The sequence below is a fragment of the Afifella marina DSM 2698 genome (assembly GCF_900102695.1).
GTDB lineage: Bacteria > Pseudomonadota > Alphaproteobacteria > Rhizobiales > Afifellaceae > Afifella > Afifella marina.
Genome location: NZ_FMVW01000001.1, coordinates 157,123 through 176,304 on the forward strand (window position 1 = coordinate 157,123; position 19,182 = coordinate 176,304).

The 19,182-nt window shown below is 65.3% G+C and carries 21 protein-coding genes and 1 tRNA gene; 8 read left to right on the top strand and 14 right to left on the bottom strand.

The features are described 5' to 3' along the window. The first annotated feature begins 2 nt into the window (after positions 1 to 2). Positions 3 to 260, top strand: a complete 258-nt coding sequence (locus BLP76_RS00675) for a hypothetical protein (protein ID WP_092808977.1) — start codon at positions 3 to 5, stop codon at positions 258 to 260. 18 nt (positions 261 to 278) lie between these two features. Here BLP76_RS00675 and BLP76_RS00680 read toward each other — a convergent pair whose 3' ends face one another. The 5 genes from BLP76_RS00680 to BLP76_RS00700 form a co-directional block, all read right to left on the bottom strand. Continuing rightward, positions 279 to 983, bottom strand: a complete 705-nt coding sequence (locus tag BLP76_RS00680) for an SDR family oxidoreductase (protein WP_092808978.1) — start codon at positions 981 to 983, stop codon at positions 279 to 281. Positions 984 to 1,099: 116 nt separating this feature from the next. Beyond that, on the bottom strand, positions 1,100 to 2,671 hold the full coding sequence (locus BLP76_RS00685) for a putative bifunctional diguanylate cyclase/phosphodiesterase (protein ID WP_170130374.1): 1,572 nt from the start codon (positions 2,669 to 2,671) through the stop codon (positions 1,100 to 1,102). Between the two features lie 159 nt (positions 2,672 to 2,830). Then, on the bottom strand, positions 2,831 to 3,616 hold the full coding sequence (locus BLP76_RS00690; protein WP_092808980.1) for a heme ABC transporter ATP-binding protein: 786 nt from the start codon (positions 3,614 to 3,616) through the stop codon (positions 2,831 to 2,833). A gap of 8 nt (positions 3,617 to 3,624) precedes the next feature. Further along, positions 3,625 to 4,716 (bottom strand): FecCD family ABC transporter permease, encoded by a 1,092-nt coding sequence (locus tag BLP76_RS00695; protein WP_092808981.1) that lies wholly within the window; start codon positions 4,714 to 4,716, stop codon positions 3,625 to 3,627. 11 nt (positions 4,717 to 4,727) lie between these two features. After that, positions 4,728 to 5,603 carry a heme/hemin ABC transporter substrate-binding protein gene (locus BLP76_RS00700; protein ID WP_092808982.1) on the bottom strand — a complete coding sequence of 292 codons (876 nt, stop codon included), beginning with the start codon at positions 5,601 to 5,603 and terminating at the stop codon, positions 4,728 to 4,730. A gap of 369 nt (positions 5,604 to 5,972) precedes the next feature. Between BLP76_RS00700 and BLP76_RS00705 the strand changes: the two genes are divergently transcribed. Beyond that, the gene (locus BLP76_RS00705; RefSeq protein WP_338081410.1) at positions 5,973 to 8,093 is read left to right on the top strand and encodes a TonB-dependent hemoglobin/transferrin/lactoferrin family receptor; all 2,121 of its coding nucleotides are present in this window, start codon (positions 5,973 to 5,975) and stop codon (positions 8,091 to 8,093) included. Positions 8,094 to 8,244: 151 nt separating this feature from the next. Then, positions 8,245 to 9,588, top strand: coding sequence for a heme anaerobic degradation radical SAM methyltransferase ChuW/HutW (gene hutW, locus BLP76_RS00710; RefSeq protein WP_170130373.1), 1,344 nt, complete (start codon positions 8,245 to 8,247; stop codon positions 9,586 to 9,588). A 30-nt stretch (positions 9,589 to 9,618) separates the two neighbouring features. Here the strand turns inward: hutW and BLP76_RS00715 are convergent, their stop codons facing one another. After that, the gene (locus BLP76_RS00715; protein WP_092808985.1) at positions 9,619 to 11,001 is read right to left on the bottom strand and encodes a glutamine synthetase family protein; all 1,383 of its coding nucleotides are present in this window, start codon (positions 10,999 to 11,001) and stop codon (positions 9,619 to 9,621) included. A 210-nt stretch (positions 11,002 to 11,211) separates the two neighbouring features. On the opposite strand from BLP76_RS00715, the gene ybaK reads away from it, so the two are divergent. The 3 genes from ybaK to BLP76_RS00730 all read left to right on the top strand — a co-directional run bounded on the left by ybaK (position 11,212) and on the right by BLP76_RS00730 (position 13,626). Then, entirely contained in the window at positions 11,212 to 11,685 is a 474-nt protein-coding gene (ybaK, locus tag BLP76_RS00720; RefSeq protein WP_092808986.1) for a Cys-tRNA(Pro) deacylase, read from the top strand. A 96-nt stretch (positions 11,686 to 11,781) separates the two neighbouring features. Next, positions 11,782 to 13,197 carry a DUF763 domain-containing protein gene (locus BLP76_RS00725; protein WP_092808987.1) on the top strand — a complete coding sequence of 472 codons (1,416 nt, stop codon included), beginning with the start codon at positions 11,782 to 11,784 and terminating at the stop codon, positions 13,195 to 13,197. A gap of 81 nt (positions 13,198 to 13,278) precedes the next feature. Then, entirely contained in the window at positions 13,279 to 13,626 is a 348-nt protein-coding gene (locus tag BLP76_RS00730; RefSeq protein ID WP_092808988.1) for an ArsC family reductase, read from the top strand. A gap of 66 nt (positions 13,627 to 13,692) precedes the next feature. Here the strand turns inward: BLP76_RS00730 and BLP76_RS00735 are convergent, their stop codons facing one another. Together BLP76_RS00735 and BLP76_RS00740 are read right to left on the bottom strand one after the other, a co-directional pair. Then, the gene (locus BLP76_RS00735; RefSeq protein WP_139163646.1) at positions 13,693 to 14,145 is read right to left on the bottom strand and encodes a hypothetical protein; all 453 of its coding nucleotides are present in this window, start codon (positions 14,143 to 14,145) and stop codon (positions 13,693 to 13,695) included. A 226-nt stretch (positions 14,146 to 14,371) separates the two neighbouring features. After that, positions 14,372 to 14,447, bottom strand: a tRNA-Phe gene (locus BLP76_RS00740). 218 nt (positions 14,448 to 14,665) lie between these two features. Here BLP76_RS00740 and BLP76_RS18515 point away from each other — a divergent pair. Both BLP76_RS18515 and BLP76_RS00750 read left to right on the top strand, forming a co-directional pair. Further along, positions 14,666 to 14,902 (top strand): hypothetical protein, encoded by a 237-nt coding sequence (locus tag BLP76_RS18515; protein ID WP_139163647.1) that lies wholly within the window; start codon positions 14,666 to 14,668, stop codon positions 14,900 to 14,902. 419 nt (positions 14,903 to 15,321) lie between these two features. Continuing rightward, on the top strand, positions 15,322 to 15,681 hold the full coding sequence (locus tag BLP76_RS00750) for a hypothetical protein (protein ID WP_139163648.1): 360 nt from the start codon (positions 15,322 to 15,324) through the stop codon (positions 15,679 to 15,681). A gap of 62 nt (positions 15,682 to 15,743) precedes the next feature. Here the strand turns inward: BLP76_RS00750 and yacG are convergent, their stop codons facing one another. The 6 genes from yacG to hisD all read right to left on the bottom strand — a co-directional run bounded on the left by yacG (position 15,744) and on the right by hisD (position 19,177). Further along, on the bottom strand, positions 15,744 to 15,941 hold the full coding sequence (gene yacG, locus BLP76_RS00755; RefSeq protein WP_092808992.1) for a DNA gyrase inhibitor YacG: 198 nt from the start codon (positions 15,939 to 15,941) through the stop codon (positions 15,744 to 15,746). Continuing rightward, positions 15,938 to 16,576: a Maf-like protein gene (locus BLP76_RS00760; RefSeq protein WP_092808993.1), complete on the bottom strand. Its 639-nt coding sequence runs from the start codon at positions 16,574 to 16,576 to the stop codon at positions 15,938 to 15,940. Before BLP76_RS00760 ends, yacG begins: the two co-directional genes overlap by 4 nt. A gap of 55 nt (positions 16,577 to 16,631) precedes the next feature. Further along, entirely contained in the window at positions 16,632 to 16,850 is a 219-nt protein-coding gene (gene infA, locus BLP76_RS00765) for a translation initiation factor IF-1 (RefSeq protein ID WP_028482718.1), read from the bottom strand. Positions 16,851 to 16,937: 87 nt separating this feature from the next. Then, positions 16,938 to 17,396, bottom strand: coding sequence for an arsenate-mycothiol transferase ArsC (locus BLP76_RS00770; RefSeq protein ID WP_244665256.1), 459 nt, complete (start codon positions 17,394 to 17,396; stop codon positions 16,938 to 16,940). Further along, positions 17,393 to 17,872, bottom strand: a complete 480-nt coding sequence (locus BLP76_RS00775) for a UPF0262 family protein (RefSeq protein ID WP_092808995.1) — start codon at positions 17,870 to 17,872, stop codon at positions 17,393 to 17,395. Before BLP76_RS00775 ends, BLP76_RS00770 begins: the two co-directional genes overlap by 4 nt. A gap of 12 nt (positions 17,873 to 17,884) precedes the next feature. Continuing rightward, a complete protein-coding gene (gene hisD, locus BLP76_RS00780) occupies positions 17,885 to 19,177 on the bottom strand; it encodes a histidinol dehydrogenase (RefSeq protein WP_092808996.1) in 1,293 nt (430 codons plus the stop codon). Positions 19,178 to 19,182: the final 5 nt, after the last annotated feature.

A 19,182-nucleotide genomic window follows, 5' to 3' on the forward strand; every position in this document is an offset into this window, starting at 1 on the left:
CGATGAACGCCGAAACGCAGCCGGCGATCGATCTGAGCCGCGAGGCGGCAACAGGGGGCTTCGAATGGCTCGCCGTTGCAGCGATCGTGCTTCTGGCGCTCGTCTTCCTGAAGAAAAAGCTCTTCCGACGCCGGCCGGCCTGTGTCGATTGTGTCGGTCGCGGCAGCTGCAAGGAGGCCTGTTTCGCCCCGCTTGCCATGCCGGAGGCGGATGCCGGCCGCAACGGTGACGAGAAGTCAGCGCACGAACGGGCGGGATGATGCGGCGCCGGTGGGGCCTCACACCGAGCGGGTGATGCCGCCGTCGATCCGGATGTTCTGGCCGGTGATGTAGCCGGCCCCGTCGGAGGCGAGGAAGGCGATCGTCGCGGCGACTTCCTCCGCATGGCCGTAGCGTCCCATCGGGATGCGCGCGCGGCGATCCTCCTTCTCCGGCAGGCTGTCGATGAAGCCCGGCAGGACGTTGTTCATGCGCAGATTGTCGGCCGCGTATTTGTCGGAGAAGAGCTTGGTGAAGGCGGCGAGCCCCGCCCGGAAGACGCCGGAGGTCGGAAACAGAGGGTCCGGCTCGAAGGCGGCATAGGTCGAGATGTTGATGATCGTGCCGCCACCAGATTTCAACATATGCGGTGTGACGAGACGGGTCGGACGGATGACGTTCATGAGATAGACGTCGAGACCGGCGTGCCAGTCTTCGTCCGAGATTTCGAGGACCGGCCCCTTCGGCCCGTGCCCGGCGCTGTTGACGAGGACGTCGATGCGCCCGAAGCGCTCCATCGTGCCGGCGACGAGGCGCTCAAGGTCTTCGGGCGATTGGTTGGAGCCTGTGACGCCGAAGCCGCCAAGCTCCTCTGCGAGCTTTTCGCCCTTGCCGGAGGAGGAGAGGATCGCGACGGAAAAACCGTCTTCGGCGAGCTTGCGTGCCGCGGCGGCGCCCATGCCGCTGCCGCCGGCGGTGATGATCGCGACTTTTCCGTCTGCCATGTCGGCCTCCTCGAGATTCGTCCAGCCGGTTATGGCATCGCCGCCTGGGCGACGAAATGCTGTTCTCGAGCCGAGCGGACGGCTGTTGCGCTCCGGGCCTCAGTCGCTGCGGGGCGTCAGGCGCTGCGACGGGCTGCCTCGATCGAGGCGAAGAGGTCGAGCGCCTCCTGGGCGCCGAGCGCCTTGGAATAGAAGAAGCCCTGGGCCTGGTTGCAGCCGTGCTCGGCAAGCAGAAGGCGCTGTTCTTCGGTCTCCACCCCTTCTGCCGTCACCTCGAGGCCGAGGCCTGCGCCGAGGCCGACGAGAGCTTTGACGATGGCGGCACTTTCCGGATCCGTCGCCATCGAATGGATGAAGCTGCGGTCGATCTTGATGCTGTCGAGCTTGAAGTTGCGCAGGTGATAGAGGCTCGAATAGCCGGTGCCGAAATCGTCAAGCGCGATGCGCACGCCGGCCTGGCGGAGCGTTCCGAGTGTCGCCTGCGCCGCGGCGAGGTCGCGCACGAGGGCGCTTTCGGTGATCTCCAGCTCGAGCCTTTCGGCCGGAAAGCCGGTGCGGCCGAGAAGCGCGATGACCTTCATGCCGAAATTCGGATCGCGCAGGAGAAGCGGCGAGACGTTGAAGGAGAGCATGGTCTTGCCGGGCCAGGTGGCGGCGTCGCGGCAGGCCTGGCCGAGAAGGAGGTCGGTCAAAGCGGTGATGAGGCCGCTGTCTTCGGCAACGGGAATGAAGCGATCCGGCCCGATTTTGCCAAGCTCCGGGTCGTCCCATCGCGCCAGGGCTTCGAAGCCTTTGACCATTCCCGTCTTCATGTCGACGAGCGGCTGATAGCTCGGCGCGATCGTCCGCGTCTGGATGGCCCGCCGCAACGCGCCCTCGATGCGGCTGCGCTCGCGCACATGCTGATCCATCTCCTCTTCGAAGAAGCGCATGGCCGAATGGCCCTGGCCTTTCGCGCGGTAGAGCGCGATGTCGGCTTTCCGCAAGAGCTCTGCCGGCACGTCGCCGTCCTGGGGTGTGAGAGAGATGCCGATCGCGGTGCCGACCGCGTGTTCGCCACCCCCCGCCCGGATCGGCGGGGTGAGGGCGTCGATGATGCGCAGAGCGAGACCGGTTGCCGCTTCCGCGCCCGAAATATGTGTGGCGAGGACGGCGAATTCGTCGCCGCCGAGACGCGCCACGAGATCGTTGCCGCGCACCGCCCGGCGCAGGCGGGCGGCCACCTGCATCAAGACTTCGTCGCCGGCTGCGTGCCCGAAGACGTCGTTCACGCGCTTGAAGCTGTTGAGATCGAGCATCATGACGGCATGGCTCGCATCGCTTGCGGGTGGCGAGGCCGCGGCCTCTTCCAGCGCGGCGTCGAACTGGCGGCGATTGGGCAGTCCGGTCAGCGCGTCATGAAAGGCGAGACGCTGGATCTCCCACGCCGTCCTGGCTTTTCGGGCGGCTTCCTCGCGCTCGCGGATCATGCGGCGGACGGCCCAGACGAGGCCGAGCAGGAAGACGACCGAGACGGCGATCAATTCGTCGCGCTCAAGGCTCATCTCCGCAGGGGTGTCGCCTGCCGCATTCGCGAAGATATCGATGACGATGCCGACATAGAGCGTCGCGAGCGTCGCGATCAGGGCGATCGAGAAATCGACGAAGCGGAATTTATGGCGGAGCACGAAGGCGATTGTCCTCTTCAAGGATGGTCCGGACATGAAGGTTTCAACCCGCAATGTTCTTTTTCGATCCATACGGACAATCGATGAACGGGTTCTAAAAGGCACGCGCACCACGTGTCTTCGAAACGGCTGAACGGGAAGTCTAGCCAGGAGTGGCTTGCGGGAGCCTTGTCGCCTGCGCTAGCGCGTCGCAGATTGCGGCAGCACGAAGGGGCCGGGCGGGACGACGCCGACGCCGAGCCGGCATTCGAAAACGTCTTCCAGAAGGTCGTCGGTCAGGACCTCGGAAGGTGAGCCGATGGCGCGCGCCCGCCCGTCATGCATCATCACAACCTTGTCGGCGAACATGGCGGTGAGGTTGAGGTCGTGGAGGACGGCGAGGACGCCGCCGCCCGCGGCTGCGAACCGGGCCGCAAGGCGCATGATCACGAGCTGGTGGCGGATATCGAGGGAGGAGACGGGCTCGTCCAGGAAGAGCCAGCGCGGCCCCTCCTGTGTGACGGGCGACCACACCTGACAGAGAACGCGGGCAAGCTGGACGCGCTGCTGCTCGCCGCCCGAGAGCTCCTGATAGAAGCGCCCGGCAAAGCCCGCGAGATCAACGCGCCGCAAGGCTTCCTCCGGCAGGCGCTCGACCTCTTCGGGCGGCAGTTTGGCCGAGGCGCCATTGAGGCCGAGACCCACCACCTCGCGCACCGTGAACGGGAAGGAGAGCGCCGTCGCCTGCGGCAGCACGGCCCGCAGGGCGGCGAGCTCGAAGGCTTTCATCGTGCGGCTGTCGCGGCCGTTGATGCGGATCGTCCCCGTCGAGGCGAGTTCCCCGGAAATGGCACGCAAGAGCGTCGTCTTGCCCGAGCCGTTCGGCCCGACAATGACGGTCATGGTGCCGGCCGATGCGGTGAAGCCGACATTGCTCAGGATCTCGCGCCGCCCCAAAGTCACGCAGAGCTCCTCCACTTCGATCATTGCGCCCCTCACAGGTCGAGCACGCCGCGCCGGCGGAGAAGAATCCACAGGAAGAAGGGTGCGCCCACGGCGGCGGTGACGATGCCGATCGGGAATTCGGCGGGGGCGACGATGGTGCGGCTGATCGCGTCGGCGAGAAGCAGCATGACGGCGCCGAGAAGCGCCGAAGCCGGCAGGAGATAGCGATTGTCCGGCCCGATCAGAAGCCGCAGGAGATGCGGCACGACGATGCCGACGAAGCCGATGCCGCCGGAAACGGCGACGGAGGCGCCGGTTGCGGCCGAAACCGTGACGATGGCGATGAGCTTCATGCGCTGCACGGGAATGCCGAGATGATGGGCGGCCGCCTCGCCGAGCGCCATGGCGTTGAGCGAGCGGGCGAGGAACGGTGCCGCAAGGAGGGCCGCGACGATGATCGGCCCGGCGGCTGCGATCTTGACCCAAGTGGCGCCGGCAAGCGAGCCGAGCCCCCAGAAGGTGAGGTCGCGCAGCTGCGCGTCGTTGGCGAGAAAGACGAGGATGCCGGAGACGGCGCCCGCAAGCGCCCCGAGCGCGATCCCGGCAAGGAGCATGGTGGCGATCGACGTTTGCCCGCGGCGCGTCGCCACCTGATAGAGGATCCAGGTGGTGAGGAGCCCGCCGAAGAAGGCTGCAAAGGGCAGCGCGTAGATGCCGAGCGGCGCAATCACCGGTGCGAGCACGCCCGAGCCGAGAACGATGATGATGATCGCCCCGAGACCGGCCCCTGCGGAGACGCCGACGAGGCCAGGATCGGCGAGAGGATTGCGGAAAAGCCCCTGCATGACGGCGCCCGAGACGGCGAGCGACGCGCCGACGAGGCTGCCGAGAACGGCGCGGGGCAGGCGGATATCGCCGATGATGAGCCGGTCGCGCGCCGACACCTCGCCGCCGCCGAAGACGAGATCGCGCAGAAGCGGCAGGGGCGAGACGTCGGAGGCCCCGGCCGTCAGGCTGAAGAGGAAGGTGGCGAGGAGAAGAAGCGCCAGCAGCACGATCGTCGCCTTTGCGACGAACGAGCGATCGCCAAGCGGCAGGGATCGGCGCTTTGCGGCAGCCGGCAGGAGAATGTCGAGGGTCATGGAAGGCGCCCTCAGTTGGAGGCCGGCGCGCCATAGAGCGCCTGGTGCAGCTCGCGGGCGGCAGAGGCCGCACGGGGGCCGAAGCCGAGAAGATAAAGCCCGTCCATGCGGATGAGGTTTTTCGTTTCGCCCGCCGGTGTCGCCGCAAGAGCCGGATTGGCGAAGACCTGATCGGTGCCGATGCCGTGGCTTGCGCCCTGCGCCATCATCAAGATCGCATCCGGCGCCGCGTCGATGACGGCTTCCTCGGAAAGCGCCTTGTAGCCCTCATAGCCGGAGATGGCGTTTTCGCCGCCGGAAAGCCGGATCATCGCGTCGGCGGCCGTGTGGCGGCCTGCCGCCAGGAGCTTGCCGCCCTGCATCGACATGAGGAAGAGAACGCGCTTGGGCGCCGCAACGGCGGCGGTGTCCTTTTCGAGAGCGTCGAACTCGCCGGCCACCTGATCGGCCAGTGTCTGAGCTTTTTCCTCCGCACCGAGGGCTTCACCCACCTCGCGGATCTTGGTGAGCACGCCGTCGCGGTCGTAACCCTCTTCGATCGTGACGTACGGCACCTCCGATTGCTTCAGCACCTGGACGGCGTCCGGCGGGCCGCTGCCCTCAAGCGAGAGAATGCCGCCCGGATTGACGGAGAGAACGCCTTCCGGGGAGAGCTGGCGCATATAGCCGACATCGGGAAGGGCTTTCGCGGCCTCAGGATAGGTGCTGGTGGTGTCGCGGGCGACGAGCCGATCTTCTTCGCCGAGCGCATAGACGATCTCGGTGATCGATCCGCCGATGGCGACGAGCGAGACGTCGGGAGCGAAAATCACCTTCTTTTGGGCGCTTGTCGTCTCCTGTGCCGCAGCCGGGGCGGCGGCGAAGAGGCTGAGACCGAGAAGCGCCATGGTGAGCGTACGGGCTTTCTTGCGCCCTCTCGCTGATCCGCGCTCGCTCCGTGCTGCCCATTCACGCCTTGGTGATCCGCGACTTGCCGCTCCGCGCTCTTCCTGTCCGCGCTGTGCCGCTCCGGTCCGTGTCCTGTCCGTCATGGCCATCCTCAACCCGTTCGATGTTGGGAGCATCCTAACTTCCTTGCCAAAGAATGTTGACAAAAAAAATCAGACTTTCTACGCAGCTCATATATGACGTGAAAAGTCAGGTTTTAGCGCGGACGTGATCGTCCGCAAGAGGAGCGGCAGGGCATGGGCTGGGGTATGCGTGAGGACGAGCACAGAAGACGCGGCGGGGGGTATCGGCCGAGATGGCATGGCGCATTGCTGGCCAGTGCCGCGTCGCTGGCGCTGGCCGCCCCGGCCTTTGCGCAGGAGGCGGTTGTCGCGGAGGCAGATGCGTCTGAGACGGCGCAGGAGGCGCAGCCGAAGGTGACGACGCTCGACGAGATCACCGTCATCAGCCGCACCGGCGAAAGCGCCATCGAAACCATGGCGTCGGTGAGCCGCGTCGGCCAGGAAGAGCTCGATCGCAAGATGGCGACGACGCCTCTCGAAATGCTGCAAGGCGTGCCGGGCGTTGCCGTCCAGGCCGATTCGAGCCGCCTGAGCTCCTCGGTCAACATTCGCGGTCTTCAGGATTTCGGCCGCGTCGCCGTCATCGTCGATGGGGCGCGCCAGGATTTCCAGCGCTCCGGGCACGGCACGCAGAGCACCTTTTGGATCGACCCGATGCTGGTGAAGCAGGTCGACGTCATCCGCGGGCCCGTCGCCAACACCTATGGTTCCGGCGCGATCGGCGGCGTCGTCATGTTCGAGACCAAGGATGCGCGCGATTTTCTGAAGGAATGGGAGCGCTACGCCATTTCCTTCACCGGCCAGTACGAGACCAACGGCAATGGCTGGACGATGAGCGGCACGGGCGCCGCCCGCATCAACGACAACATCGACGTTCTCGGCAATCTCGTCTGGCGCGATTATTCCGAATATGACGACGGCCATGGCGACGAGGTGCCGGGCACCGGCTTCGACGTCTTGAGCGGCATGCTGAAGACGAGCATCCGCCCGAACGATTACAGCGAGCTGCGCCTCGGCTGGATCGGCACCGACGACGGCTGGGAGGAAAATTCCGGCGCCTCCGATCTCGATCTGACGCAGAACACGCTGACGGCGCGCTACGCGCTCGACGATCCCGACAATCCCTGGATCGACCTTCATATCAACGGCTCCTGGAACCAGGCGAAGCTCGACCAGGAATACCTGACGGATGTGCGCCAGTTCGATTCCGTGACGGGGGAGGTGATCACCGTCCCAGCGGGCGCAAAGACCTCCTACGATCTCGACACCTACGGCATCGATCTGTGGAACACGTCGCGCTTCGACACCGGCGCGCTCGCGCACGAGCTCACCTATGGCGGCGACTGGCTGAAAGACGAGGTGACGACATCGAGCCCGCTCGGCGGCAGCGACGTCTATACGCCCTCCGGTGATCGCAATGTGTGGGGCGCCTATGTCCAGGACAAGCTCACCTGGCACTGGTTCGAGGTCATCGGCGCTTTGCGTTACGATAGCTACGAGCTCGACGGCACGGATGTGGACAGCGACGGCGACCGGCTGTCGCCGCGCCTGACCGTCGGCGTCTCGCCCTTCGAGGGGCCGGTTCTCGGCGGACTTCAGGTCTACGGCACCTATGCGGAAGGCTACCGCTCGCCGACGACGACCGAGACCTTGATCAGCGGCCTGCATCCCTCAGGCGTCGCCTTTCCCTTCCTGCCCAATGCCGATCTGCGTCCGGAGACCGGCAAGACCTGGGAATTCGGCGTCAATTACGAGCGCGATTCGCTCTTCGTCGCCGACGATCGGCTGCGCTTGAAGGCGGCCTATTTCAACAACGACGTCGACGATTTCATCGACGGGCAGACGCTGTCGGCCTTCGATCCGACGAGCGGCTGTCCGCTGCGGCCGGACCTCCTGGGCAGCCCGACCTATGCGCCGATCTGCTTCCAGTACCAGAACTTCGCCGAGGCGCGGCTGCACGGCTTCGAGCTTGAAGCCGCCTACGATGCCGGCTGGATTTTCGGCGGCCTGACCGCCTCCATCATCGACGGCTGGCGCAAGGCGGACGGGGTCAAGGAGGATATCGTCTCCATTCCGGCCTCGCAGCTTGGCGGCTCTCTCGGTTTCCGCCTGCTCGAACAGCGCCTCAGCTTCGGTGGCGAGGTGGAGCACAACATCGCCCCGGACGGGGCGGAATACGCCAAGGATTACACGCTCGTGAACGCCTTCGCGCGCTACGACGTGAACGAGAATTTCCGCGCCAGTCTGCGCGCGGAGAACCTTTTCGATGTGCGCTACGCCAATCCGCTCAACGCGACCACGACGTCGGTCGTCTACGAGCCCGGCTTGAGCGTGAAGGTTGGCGCCACATTGCGTTTCGGCGGCTGACTCGGACGGCCAGTCCGCCGGCCAGAGGAAGCCCACGGGGACGGTGAGGCTCATCCCCGTGGGCTTCCGCGGCCGCTTTTAGCGGTCGCAAGGATGAGAATTGGGGGCAGAGATGGAGAGCGCTCAGATCACGGCGCAAGCCGGACGGCAAATGCAGGAATTCTACGCCGCGGAAGACGGCACGCCGCTGCGCAACGCCTTTGGCGCGAAACGCGTGGTGCATCCTTCCTTCGGCGCGCAGATGGTGCCGGAGGAGACCCGTGAGGCCACGTGGCGGGAGCTCACCCGCCGGTCGCGCACCCGCAACGGCGTCGCCTATCTGCACGTGCCGTTTTGCGAAAACCACTGCCTGTTCTGCGGCTTCTACCAGAACGCCTGGAGGCCGGAGGCCGGCCCCGCCTATGTCGACGCGCTGATCGCGCATCTGAAGCGCGACGCCGATCTGCCCTATCAGGCGGAAGGGGAGCTCGACGCCGTCTATTTCGGCGGCGGCACGCCGACGGTGCTGTCAGCGCCCGATCTTTCCCGGCTCATCACCGCGGTGCGCCAATATCTGCCGCTCGCACCCGATTGCGAAATCACGGTGGAGGGCCGGCCGCGCAGCTTCGATGACGACAAGATTGCGGCGATCTTCGAGGCGGGCGCCAACCGCGTTTCTTTGGGCGTCCAGACCTTCGACACGCGCCTTCGCCGCTCGCTCGGCCGCCGCGCCTCGCGCGAAGAGCTGATTGCGTTTCTCGACCGGCTGGTGAAGGCCGATGGCGGCGCGATCGTCGTCGATCTCATTTACGGCCTGCCCGGCCAGACGCTCGAGGCCTTTCGCAACGACGTGGAGACGGCAATCGCGATCGGTCTCGACGGGGCGGATGTCTATTCCTTGAAGCTCATCCCGCATGCGCCGCTGCGGGCCGCGATCGACAAGGGCAAGTTTCCGCCGATGGACCGCGCCGAGTTCGGCCTGTTTTACGCCGAAGCGAGCGAGGTCTTCGAGCGGGCAGGCTGGCATTCGATCTCCACGACGCATTGGCGGCAGGGCGACCGCGAGCGCAACATCTACAACCACGCCGTCAAATCGGGGGCGGAATGCCTCGCGTTCGGGGCGGGGGCCGGCGGCTCTCTCTGCGGCTATTCCTATGGTATCGGCGATGACCTGCGCGCCTATCAGGAAGCGATCTCCGCGGGCCATTGCGTCGTTGGGCGGCTGACGCGGCAGCCGGAAAACCACGACCTCTTCAGCCTGATCAAGAGCGAGATGGAGCTCGGGCGGCTCAACGTCGCCTGGCTGTCGGCGCAGCTCGAACGCCGCGCCGGGCTTCAAGGCGATGTCGTGCTGGCGCCGCTTTTTGCGCAATGGCAGCGGGCGGGGCTGGTCGAGGCGGACAAGAGCCGGCTCCGCCTGACGCTGGCCGGCCGCTTCTGGCAGGTGACGCTGACGCAGAACCTGTTGGAATGGCTTCAGGCGCAATTGTGCGAGGCCGAGACGGCGCGGGCATAAAGCGCCGGCCAAAGACAGGCCGGCACGAGCTCACGCGCGTTCAAAGCCGCGGCGGCGATCGAAATCCGTGACGATGCGGTCGGCCTCGTGCTGCTCCCAGCGTGCGCTATGGAGGTAATGCTCGATCACCTCCTCGCCGAAAGCCTCGCGCAGCATTGCGGAGCCTTCGAGCGCGGCGATCGCCTCGCGCAGCGTCTTCGGGACGTCGCGGTCCGCGCGGTCCGCGCGGTCGTCGGCGCTATAGGCGTCGCCCAGAAACACCTCTTCGAGCGGCAGGTCCTTTTCGATGCCGTCGATGCCGGCGGCGATCAGGGCCGCGAAGGCGAGATGCGGGTTGAGATCGGCCCCGCCGATCCGGCATTCGATGCGGATCGCCTTGCCGTTTTCGCCGCACAGACGGTAGCCGGCCGTGCGATTGTCGAGCGACCACAAGACCCGCGTCGGCGCAAACGTGCCGGCGGTGAAGCGCTTGTAGGAATTGACGTAGGGCGCCAGGAAATAGGTGATCTCGCGGCTATGGGCGAGGAGGCCGGCCACATAGGCGCGCATCGTCTTCGACATGCCGTGTTCGGCATCCGGGTCGAAGAAGACCGGCTCGCCCGACAAAGTCGTCAGCGATTGATGGATATGCGACGAATTGCCGGCATGGTCGGTGTCCCACTTCGCCATGAAGGTGATGGCGCGGCCCTTCTGCCAGGCGATCTCCTTGACCGCGTTCTTGATGATGGCGTGGCGGTCGGCCATCGTCAGCGCGTCTGAATAGCGGACGTTGATTTCGCCCTGGCCGGCATCCGCCTCGCCCTTGGTCGCTTCCACCGGCACGTCGGTGCCGGCGAGGCCGTTGCGGATGGCGCGCATGACATCTTCCTCTTTGGAGCTCTGGAAGATGTTGTAGTCGCCATTATAGGCGCTGAAGGTGTTGAGCTTCTGGAAGGCGGACGCTTCCGCCTCTTCATAGCTTTCCCGGAACATGAAGAATTCGAGCTCCGAGGCGGTCATGGCGCGAAGGCCCATCGCCTCCAGGCGCTTGAGCTGCTTCTTCAAAAGCGCGCGCGGGGAATGCGGCACTTCTTCCAAGGTTTTCGGGTCGAGGACGTCGCAGATGACGAGCGCCGTCGCTTCGAGCCAGGGCACACGTCTGAGCGTCGCAAGATCCGGCCTCATGACGTAATCGCCGTAGCCGGTCACCCAGTTCACCGATTGGTAGCCCTCCACGGTGGTCATTTCGAGATCGGTCGCCTGCAGGTAGCTGCAGGAGCGGCTCTCCTTCCAGGCGTTGTCGAGGAAGAAATCGACATGAAAGCGCTTGCCCATGAGGCGACCCTGCATGTCGATCTGCGCGGACAAGACCGTGTCGATCTCGCCGGCCTCAGCAAGGGCCCTCAATTCTTCCAAAGTGAGCCTGCCGCCCATACCGGTTTCCTCTGTGTTATCTGCGCCGTGGCGGGGATCACCCGCCGCACGAACCTGAACGCGTCACCTGTGTGCCCGCGGGACGATTGACGATGCCGCGGACCACGCCCTATCCACCAGCCAGCCGCCTCCCGCAAGCCTTGCCGGCACGTCCCTTCGTAGGGCCTTTGCGGCGCTGGCCGGGCCGCACGAAGGAGGTAGAGAAGGCGCATGTCCAAGACCACCCAGGCGACGCTGGCTCTGAAGCGGGCGGGCGTCGCTTTCGCCGTGCATCTTTACGAGTATCATCCCGATGCGGCCCGCATCGGCCTGCAGGCGGCCGAGGCGATCGGTGCCGCGCCTGAGCGCGTCCTGAAGACGCTGATGGTGGAGGTCGACGGCCGGCCCGTCTGCACCGTCATTCCCTCCGACCGCGAGCTCAGCATGAAGAAGGTTGCGGCCGCCTTCGGCGGCAAGCATGCCGAGATGATGAAGCCGGAAGCGGCGGAGCGGCTGACCGGGTTTCACGTCGGCGGCATCAGCCCCTTCGGCCAGAAGCGCAAAGTGCCGGCGGCGATCGAAGAGGCGGCGATGGCGCATGAACAGGTCATCATCAATGGCGGCCAGCGCGGTGTGATGGTGGAGCTTGCCCCCGCCGATGCGCTCAAAGCGCTCGACGCCAAGGCGGTGTCGCTGATTGCGTGAGCGCGCGCTCTTTGGGTGAAGCGGTGGACGAGGCGGTAGGCAAAGCGCGCCTCGCATGCTAGATGAGTTCCTCTTTCGTTCCTGGCGGAGCCGTTGATGGTCCGACGCGCCGGCAGTGCCGATCTGCCGCTTCACAATGGCCGTGTCCCGGCCTGGCTCGGGCAGAGGATGACGGCGCTCGGCACGGTGATGACGGAGGCGATCGTCCACCATTACGGCCGCGACGAATTTCTGCGCCGTCTTTCCCATCCCTTCTGGTTTCAGTCCTTCGGCGCCGTCATGGGGATGGACTGGCATTCTTCCGGCATTACCACTTCCGTCATCGGCGCCTTGAAGCGCGGGCTCGCGCCGCTCTCGGGCGAGCTTGGCCTGCATGTCTGCGGCGGGCGCGGCCGGCATTCGCGCAAGACGCCCGACGAACTCGTGGCGATCGGCGGGCGTGTTGGCTTCGACGGGGCGGCGCTGTCGCGCGCGAGCCGCCTTGTCGCCAAGGTCGACAGCGCCGCGCTCCAGGACGGGTTCGACCTCTATCTGCACGGTTTTATCGTCACCGACGACGGCAGATGGGTGGTGATCCAGCAGGGGATGAACGGTGAGACGCGGCTTGCCCGCCGCTATCACTGGCTGTCGGAAGATCTGACAAGTTTTGTCGATGCCCCGCATGCGGCGATCGAAGGCCGCAATCAGGGCAGAATCGTCAATCTCGCCGACCACCGCGCGGCCGCCTCGCGCGAGCGCCAGATCGATCTTCTGCGCAATGTCGGCGTCACCGGCATCGTCCGCGAATTTGCCGCCCTCGACGGCAGGCCCGAGCCTGCACCGGAGGAAGAGGCGCCGCTTCTGCCGCATCTCATGATGCCCGCGCACCACGATGTGCGCCCGAAAGACGTGGTGAGCCGGCGCCTGCATGGTGCGCTGGCGGCGGCGGCCGAATGCGGGCCGGAGGATTTTTCCGAGTTGCTTCTGACGCCGGGCGTCGGCGCGCGCACGGTGCGCTCGCTCGCCATGGTGGCGGAGGTGGTCCATGGCGCGCCCTGCCGCTTCACCGATCCCGCCCGCTTCTCGCTCGCCCATGGCGGCAAGGACCGGCATCCCTTTCCGGTGCCCACAAAAGTCTATGACGAGACGATTCGCGTCATGCGGCGGGCCGTCGATCGGGCAAAGCTCGGCCAGGACGACAAGCTCGAGGCGATCAAGCGCCTCGACCGCGAGGCAAGGCGGCTGGAAACCGTGGCGGACGGCCCGACGCTTGCCGAATATACCGGCGAAGAGATGCGCCATTCGGCGGCCTATGGCGGGCGCAGCGTCTTCGGCTGGGAGAGCGAGGTGCAGGCGGCGGCACGGCCGCGAGAGAAGCCCAAGAAGGCGAAGAGTGACGGCGCTCAGGCGGCCAAGCCCGTGCGCGCCAGGAAACCGGCGCCTCCGGCCAAGGATCTCTTTGCGGGTGATCTTTTCTCCGAGGATCGTTTGAACGCGGCGCCCGAGCGAGGCCGGCGAAGGCGCTCGGTGTGAGCGCGCGGCCCTTCTGAAAGGGACGGAGGCTGCCGTGACAGGAGCGATGCGCTATCAAAGGCGCAGGCAAGTGGAGAGACGATTTTGACCACGATCTACGGCATCAAGAACTGCACGACGATGAAGAAGGCGCGTGCCTGGCTCGACGAGCATCAGGTCGATTACGCCTTCCACGATTACAAGACGGCAGGCATCGACGAGACGCGGCTTCGGGGATGGGCGGATGCGGCCGGCTGGGAGAAGCTCCTGAACCGCGCCGGCACGACGTTTCGCAAGCTGCCGGACGAGAAGAAGGCGGATCTCGACCGCGACAAGGCGATCGCGCTGATGCTGGAGCAGCCCTCGATGATCAAACGCCCGGTTCTGGAGGCGTCCGACGGACTCCTCGTCGGCTTCAAGCCCGAGGAATATGAAAAAGCGCTCGGGTGACCGAGGTGGTGCCGGCGGGGGCATCACGATACCCGCCAATCCTGAAATTCGCTCCAGGTGGTCAGCTCATCTGTCGGCGTAGTCCAGGTTGCCGAAGATACTCTGATCAAAGAGACGGGCGCAGGCGCCATCGCAACGATCAATCGCTGTTAGTGCGGTGCCGATTGTGTGGATGGAAGAGACCAGGATGACGATCAGAGTGCCGGCCGCCGTCACACGCCAGGCGAACAAGTAATAATTGCTGCGAATATGCCTGGCCTCGTCGAGCTCAGGGGCCGTGCGGTCGTCGTCTGACCATTTTAGGTGGATGACCCTGAGCAGGCAGAGGGAAGACAGCAACAGCAAAATGAAGACGAAATCGAGAGACAGGTGAAGAAAATTGAGCGGGATATAGCCGAGCCAGATGGAGAGTGCCGCAAGCAGGATGGCATTGAATGATAGGAGGCAGGATGCCTTCCCATCCAATATGGTCAAAAGCTCATATTGGTACGTCAGGATGCTTCCCGTGTCGTTCTGCAAGGCGACCTCCGGCAAGTTTCAATGTGCATTTGAATAATAAATTAGAAAAATATTAATAAATATGGCGCTCGCACACAAGAATTCCTTCGCCCCGCTGGGGCGGTGCATGACCTCCGGCGAGAAGCCATCCTGAGTTTTCCGCGCTCGGCAGGATTCGATCGCGGCAGCCGAGGCCGCGTTGAGCCGTGTAGGAATCGCCTAAAACAGTAGAGGGGTATGGGGAGAATGGTGCCCAGGGGCGGATTCGAACCACCGACACGCGGATTTTCAGTCCGCTGCTCTACCAACTGAGCTACCTGGGCATGGCCGGCGAAGCGAAGAGCCTCCGGCGGCTTGGGCGATCAGCCCGAAGCGATCGGCCTTATAGGAGACGTCGCCGCCGCTGTCCAGCCGTCTGACACGTTAAGGCGTGGATCGTTGTCGCCAGGCCATCGCCGCGCTTTTGGCCGCGCCGCGGGGGCCGCCCTTAAAGCTAATTTTACGCCGCCGCCTCCAAGGAGAGGAGGGGGACAGCGAAGCGATGGGCGATCTCGCAAAGCCGAAAGACTTGGGAGCCGGGGAGGCTGAGGGCGCCGATCGGGCCGGGCCCGGGCGGAAAGGGCCAGAGGCCGAGGCGCGGAGACCGCAAAGCCTCGTCGTCGCTCTGCCGGGTGTCGATCTCCAGACGGTCATCGAAACCATCGCGCTTTTGCGCTCGCTCGACGGCCAGCCGGGCCTTGATCCCTTCAATCGCCGGCCGGAGCGGGCTCTGAGCTGAGCCGCAGGACGCGGCGCCTTTGGGCCGTTCGGACATGGGCGCAACGAAAATCGCGGCGCTTCCCACAGAAAAATCGGGCTCACAGGAAAATTCGTCGCACCGACCAATCTTCCGCCGGTTGATGTCGACGGGGCACAGGCGGGCGCAAGGGCGAAACGAGACCGTGCGCCTTTTCAACGAACTGCCCTTTGTTTCAGATCGCTTCTAAGATTTGCGGCGGGTGGCCCCGATCGCCTCTCGCGGGAAGTCGCAGGACCCTTGCCCTGCGGGTGACGTTGAAATTGTCGCCGAAGCCCCGCATAACATTAACAAATCCTTGAGCGGAAGACGGGGCGATGGCGGCGCATCTATTCGCTGTACGAAAAGAAGTTGAAGATACAGGGCGATCTGTCTTCAGCGTCACGGCCGACGCATTTTCCGTGAAGGTCACGGCCGACGGCGACGCGTTTTTCTTCGTCCGCCTCGAAAAAACTGACCGCGGCGAGGTGGTGGTCTCCGACTTCGTGGGTGGATCGCGGCCGGAAGAGGATTTGATCCTCGCGCTCGACTATGCGCTCAGCGAATTGCGCGCCGAGGAGCTGAAGGGGCTGATTTTTCGCGATCTCGTGCCCTGCGGCATGGAAGACGGGCGTTTCGGCTACAAGCTGGAGCGGGCGAGCGAGCTTGCCAAACGCGCCAGCGACCGCCTCGCGAAACGGCACGGCTGCAGGGTCCGCTCGTTCGCGGTCGAGCCGCGTGCCAGCAAGATGGACGCGCATGTGGGCTTTGCCGCCGCTTGAGCGGCGTGCTCGGCCGGTGGATCAGAGAGACTTCATATCTGCGCTGAGGCGAGGCCTCGGCCTCAATCCTCGTCGTCGCTGCCGCCCGGTTCCCGCACGGCCTCGCCCGGAATGCGATAGGCGCCACCGAGCCAGCGGTTGAGATCGACCTCGCGACAGCGGCTCGAGCAGAAGGGCGCCTCCTCGGCGCTCGCCGGCTTGCCGCAGATCGGGCAGCGTTCGACGGTGGGGCCGCGAGGCCGCATCGGGCGCGCGCTCATGCCGCAGGCTCCGTCCAGCGTTCGTAGACGTCGAAATGCTCGCCGGCGAGAAGGTTCATGGTCTCAAACAGCGGCAGCCCGACAACGTTGGAATAAGAGCCGATGAGTTTCACGACGAAAGCTCCGGCCCGGCCCTGAATGGCGTAGCCGCCGGCTTTCCCCTGCCATTCGCCCGAAGCGAGATAGATTTCGATCTCGCTGCGCGACAGACGTTTGAAGCGCACGCGGCTTTCCACGAGCTTCTGTCGCGTCGCGCCCTTCGGCGTCAAAAGACAGATCGCCGTATAGACGCGATGCGCCCGCCCCGACAGGAGCCTGAGGCAGGCTGCGGCTTCGTCCGTCACTTCCGGCTTCGGCAGAATGCGCCGACCGACCGCCACGACCGTGTCGGCGGCAAGCACATAGGCACCTTCAAGCGCCGGGTCGCGTCCGGCGGCCCGGGCTGCCACCTCCGCCTTGGTGCGGGCAAGCCGCCGCGCCATGGAGCGCGGCAATTCCTTGCGCTCCGGCGTTTCTTCGATGCCGGCGGGCAGAAGGCGATCGGGGATAATGCCGATCTGGTCCAACAGCGCCAGGCGTCGCGGCGAGCCGGATGCGAGCACAAGGGGGGCGGGGGGTTGCTTGTGGCGGTTCATTGGCCGTGGCGGCTTAAATCCTGCGCGCGGAGGCCCTGAGGCCGTCCGCAGCGGGCTATTTGTAGCGGTATGTGATGCGCCCCTTCGTCAAATCGTAGGGCGTCATCTCGACAAGCACCTTGTCACCGGCGAGCACGCGAATGCGGTTTTTGCGCATACGCCCGGCGGTGTGGGCAATAATCTCGTGGTCGTTTTCCAGCTTCACTCGGAAGGTGGCGTTGGGCAAAAGCTCAGTGACGACACCGGGAAATTCCAAAACCTCTTCTTTGGCCATCAATCACCTTGGGTTAGATTGGCGAGGATACGTACCCCAAACGTTTCAGCGTGTGAACCGGTTCTTAAGGGGTCGAGGCCGCTTTCGTCAGCCCTTGCGGGGCTGAACCAGCCTCTGCTCGATGTTTCGGGCAAGCCTGTCCCGCAGTTCGCGGTAGGCGGTGAGGATCTGTTCGCGGCTGCCTGTCGCCTGTGTCGGATCGGGCGTCGGCCAATATTGGACGTCGATCGCGAGCGTGCGCGTCAGCTCCAGGGCCTGGTGATGCGCTTCCGGCGACAGCGTGATGGCGAGATCGAAATTGAGATCTTCCAGCTCCGCCAGGCTTTTCGGCCGCGACTGGCTGAGCGCCAGCCCCTTTTCGGCGAGGACGGCATCCACGAAAGGATCGCGCCGCCCGGGCATGACCCCGGCAGACGCCACATAGATATGGGGTCCAAGGGCTTCGCGTGCCAGGGTCTCCGCGATCGGCGAGCGCACCGCATTGCGTCCGCACAGAAAAAGGATCGAAGCCGGCTGTGTCGACGCCTGCGCCGCCACCGGGGTCAGCCCCGCCAGTGCAGCACGCAGACCAGCGTGAACAGGCGGCGTGCCGTGTCGAAATCGACCTCGATCTTGCCTTGCAGGCGCTCCTGAAGGAGCCGCGAGCCTTCGTCATGCACCCCGCGACGGCCCATATCGATCGCCTCAATGCGCCGCGGCGAGCCGCTCTTGATGGCGTCGTAATAGCTTTCGCAGATGACGAAATAATCTTTGACGATCTTGCGGAACGGCGACAGCGACAGGATGTGCGTCATCACCTCCGTGTCGTCTTCCTTGCGGATGTCGAAGATGAGGCGCCGTTCCGCGATCGCAAGATTGAGCTTGTAGGGACCCTCCTCCTTGCCGACGGGGGCGAACGAATTCTCGTCGATCAGGTCGAAGATGGCGACGGCGCGCTCGTGCTCGATATCGGGCGGGCCACGCCCGATCGATTCATCCAGATGGACAGCGACGAGCCGGTTCTTCTGCCCCGCATTCGCCATCACTCGGCCGCCTCACCGATTCATGCGGATGGTGAGGGCGCGCGCATGCGCCTCCAGACCCTCCGCACGCGCCAGTGCGATCGCGGCCGGGCCGAGATCGGAAAGCGCCGAAGGCGGGCAGGAGAGGATGGAGCTGCGCTTCATGAAATCGAGCACCGACAGGCCCGAGGAGAAGCGCGCCGAGCGCCCCGTCGGCAGGACGTGGTTGGAGCCGCCGACATAATCGCCGATCACTTCCGGCGTGAAGCGCCCGAGGAAGATCGCGCCGGCATGGCGGATCTTCGGCAGGAGCCGCTCCGGATCGTCGATGGCGATTTCCAGATGTTCGGCCGCGATGCGGTCGGCGAGCTCCGCCGCTTCGTCGAAATGTTTGACCGTGATGACGGCGCCGAAATCGCGCCAGCTCGCCTCGGCGATTTCACGTCGCGGCAGGAGCGCCGCCTGACGATCGACTTCCCTGGCGACGGCTTCGCCGAATGCCGGATCGTCCGTGACGAGGATCGACTGCGCCACCTTGTCGTGCTCGGCCTGCGACAAAAGGTCGGCGGCGAGCCAGGCCGGATCGTTTTCGGCATCGGCGATGACGAGGATTTCCGAAGGCCCGGCGATCATGTCGATGCCGACCGTGCCGAAGACGCGCCTCTTGGCGGCGGCGACATAGGCATTGCCGGGGCCGACGATGATGGAGACGGGTTTGATCGTCTCCGTGCCGTAGGCGAGCGCGGCGATCGCCTGCGCCCCGCCGACGCGGTAGATCTCATCGACGCCGGCAAGTTCGGCCGCGACGAGAACGAGCGGGTTGAAGACGCCGTCGGGCGTCGGCACCGTCATGGCGAGCCGTTCGACGCCGGCGACCTTCGCCGGCACCGCATTCATGATCACCGAGCTCGGATAAGCGGCGGTGCCGCCGGGCACGTAAAGGCCGGCGGAATCGACGGCGGTCCAGCGCGTGCCGAGCGTGACGCCGAGCGCATCTTCGTGGCGCGTATCTTTCGGCATCAGCCGCTCCTGGCCGGCCTTGAGCCGGTCGCGGGCGAGCGTCAGCGCCTCGAGCACGTCTTTCGGGCAATCATCGACCGCGCGCTCGATCTCCGCGCGGGTGATAGCGATGCCGCGGGCCTTGAGATCGACCTTGTCGAAGCGCGCCGTCAGCTCGGCGAGGGCCGCGTCGCCTCGTGTACGCACATCGGCGATGATGTCGCGCACGGCCTCGTCGACCTCTGCGGCCATCTCGCGCTTGGTGGCGAGAAAGGCGGCAAAGCGCGCCTCGAAATCTTCATCCGTCGTGGAAAGTCTGAGCGCCATGGAGC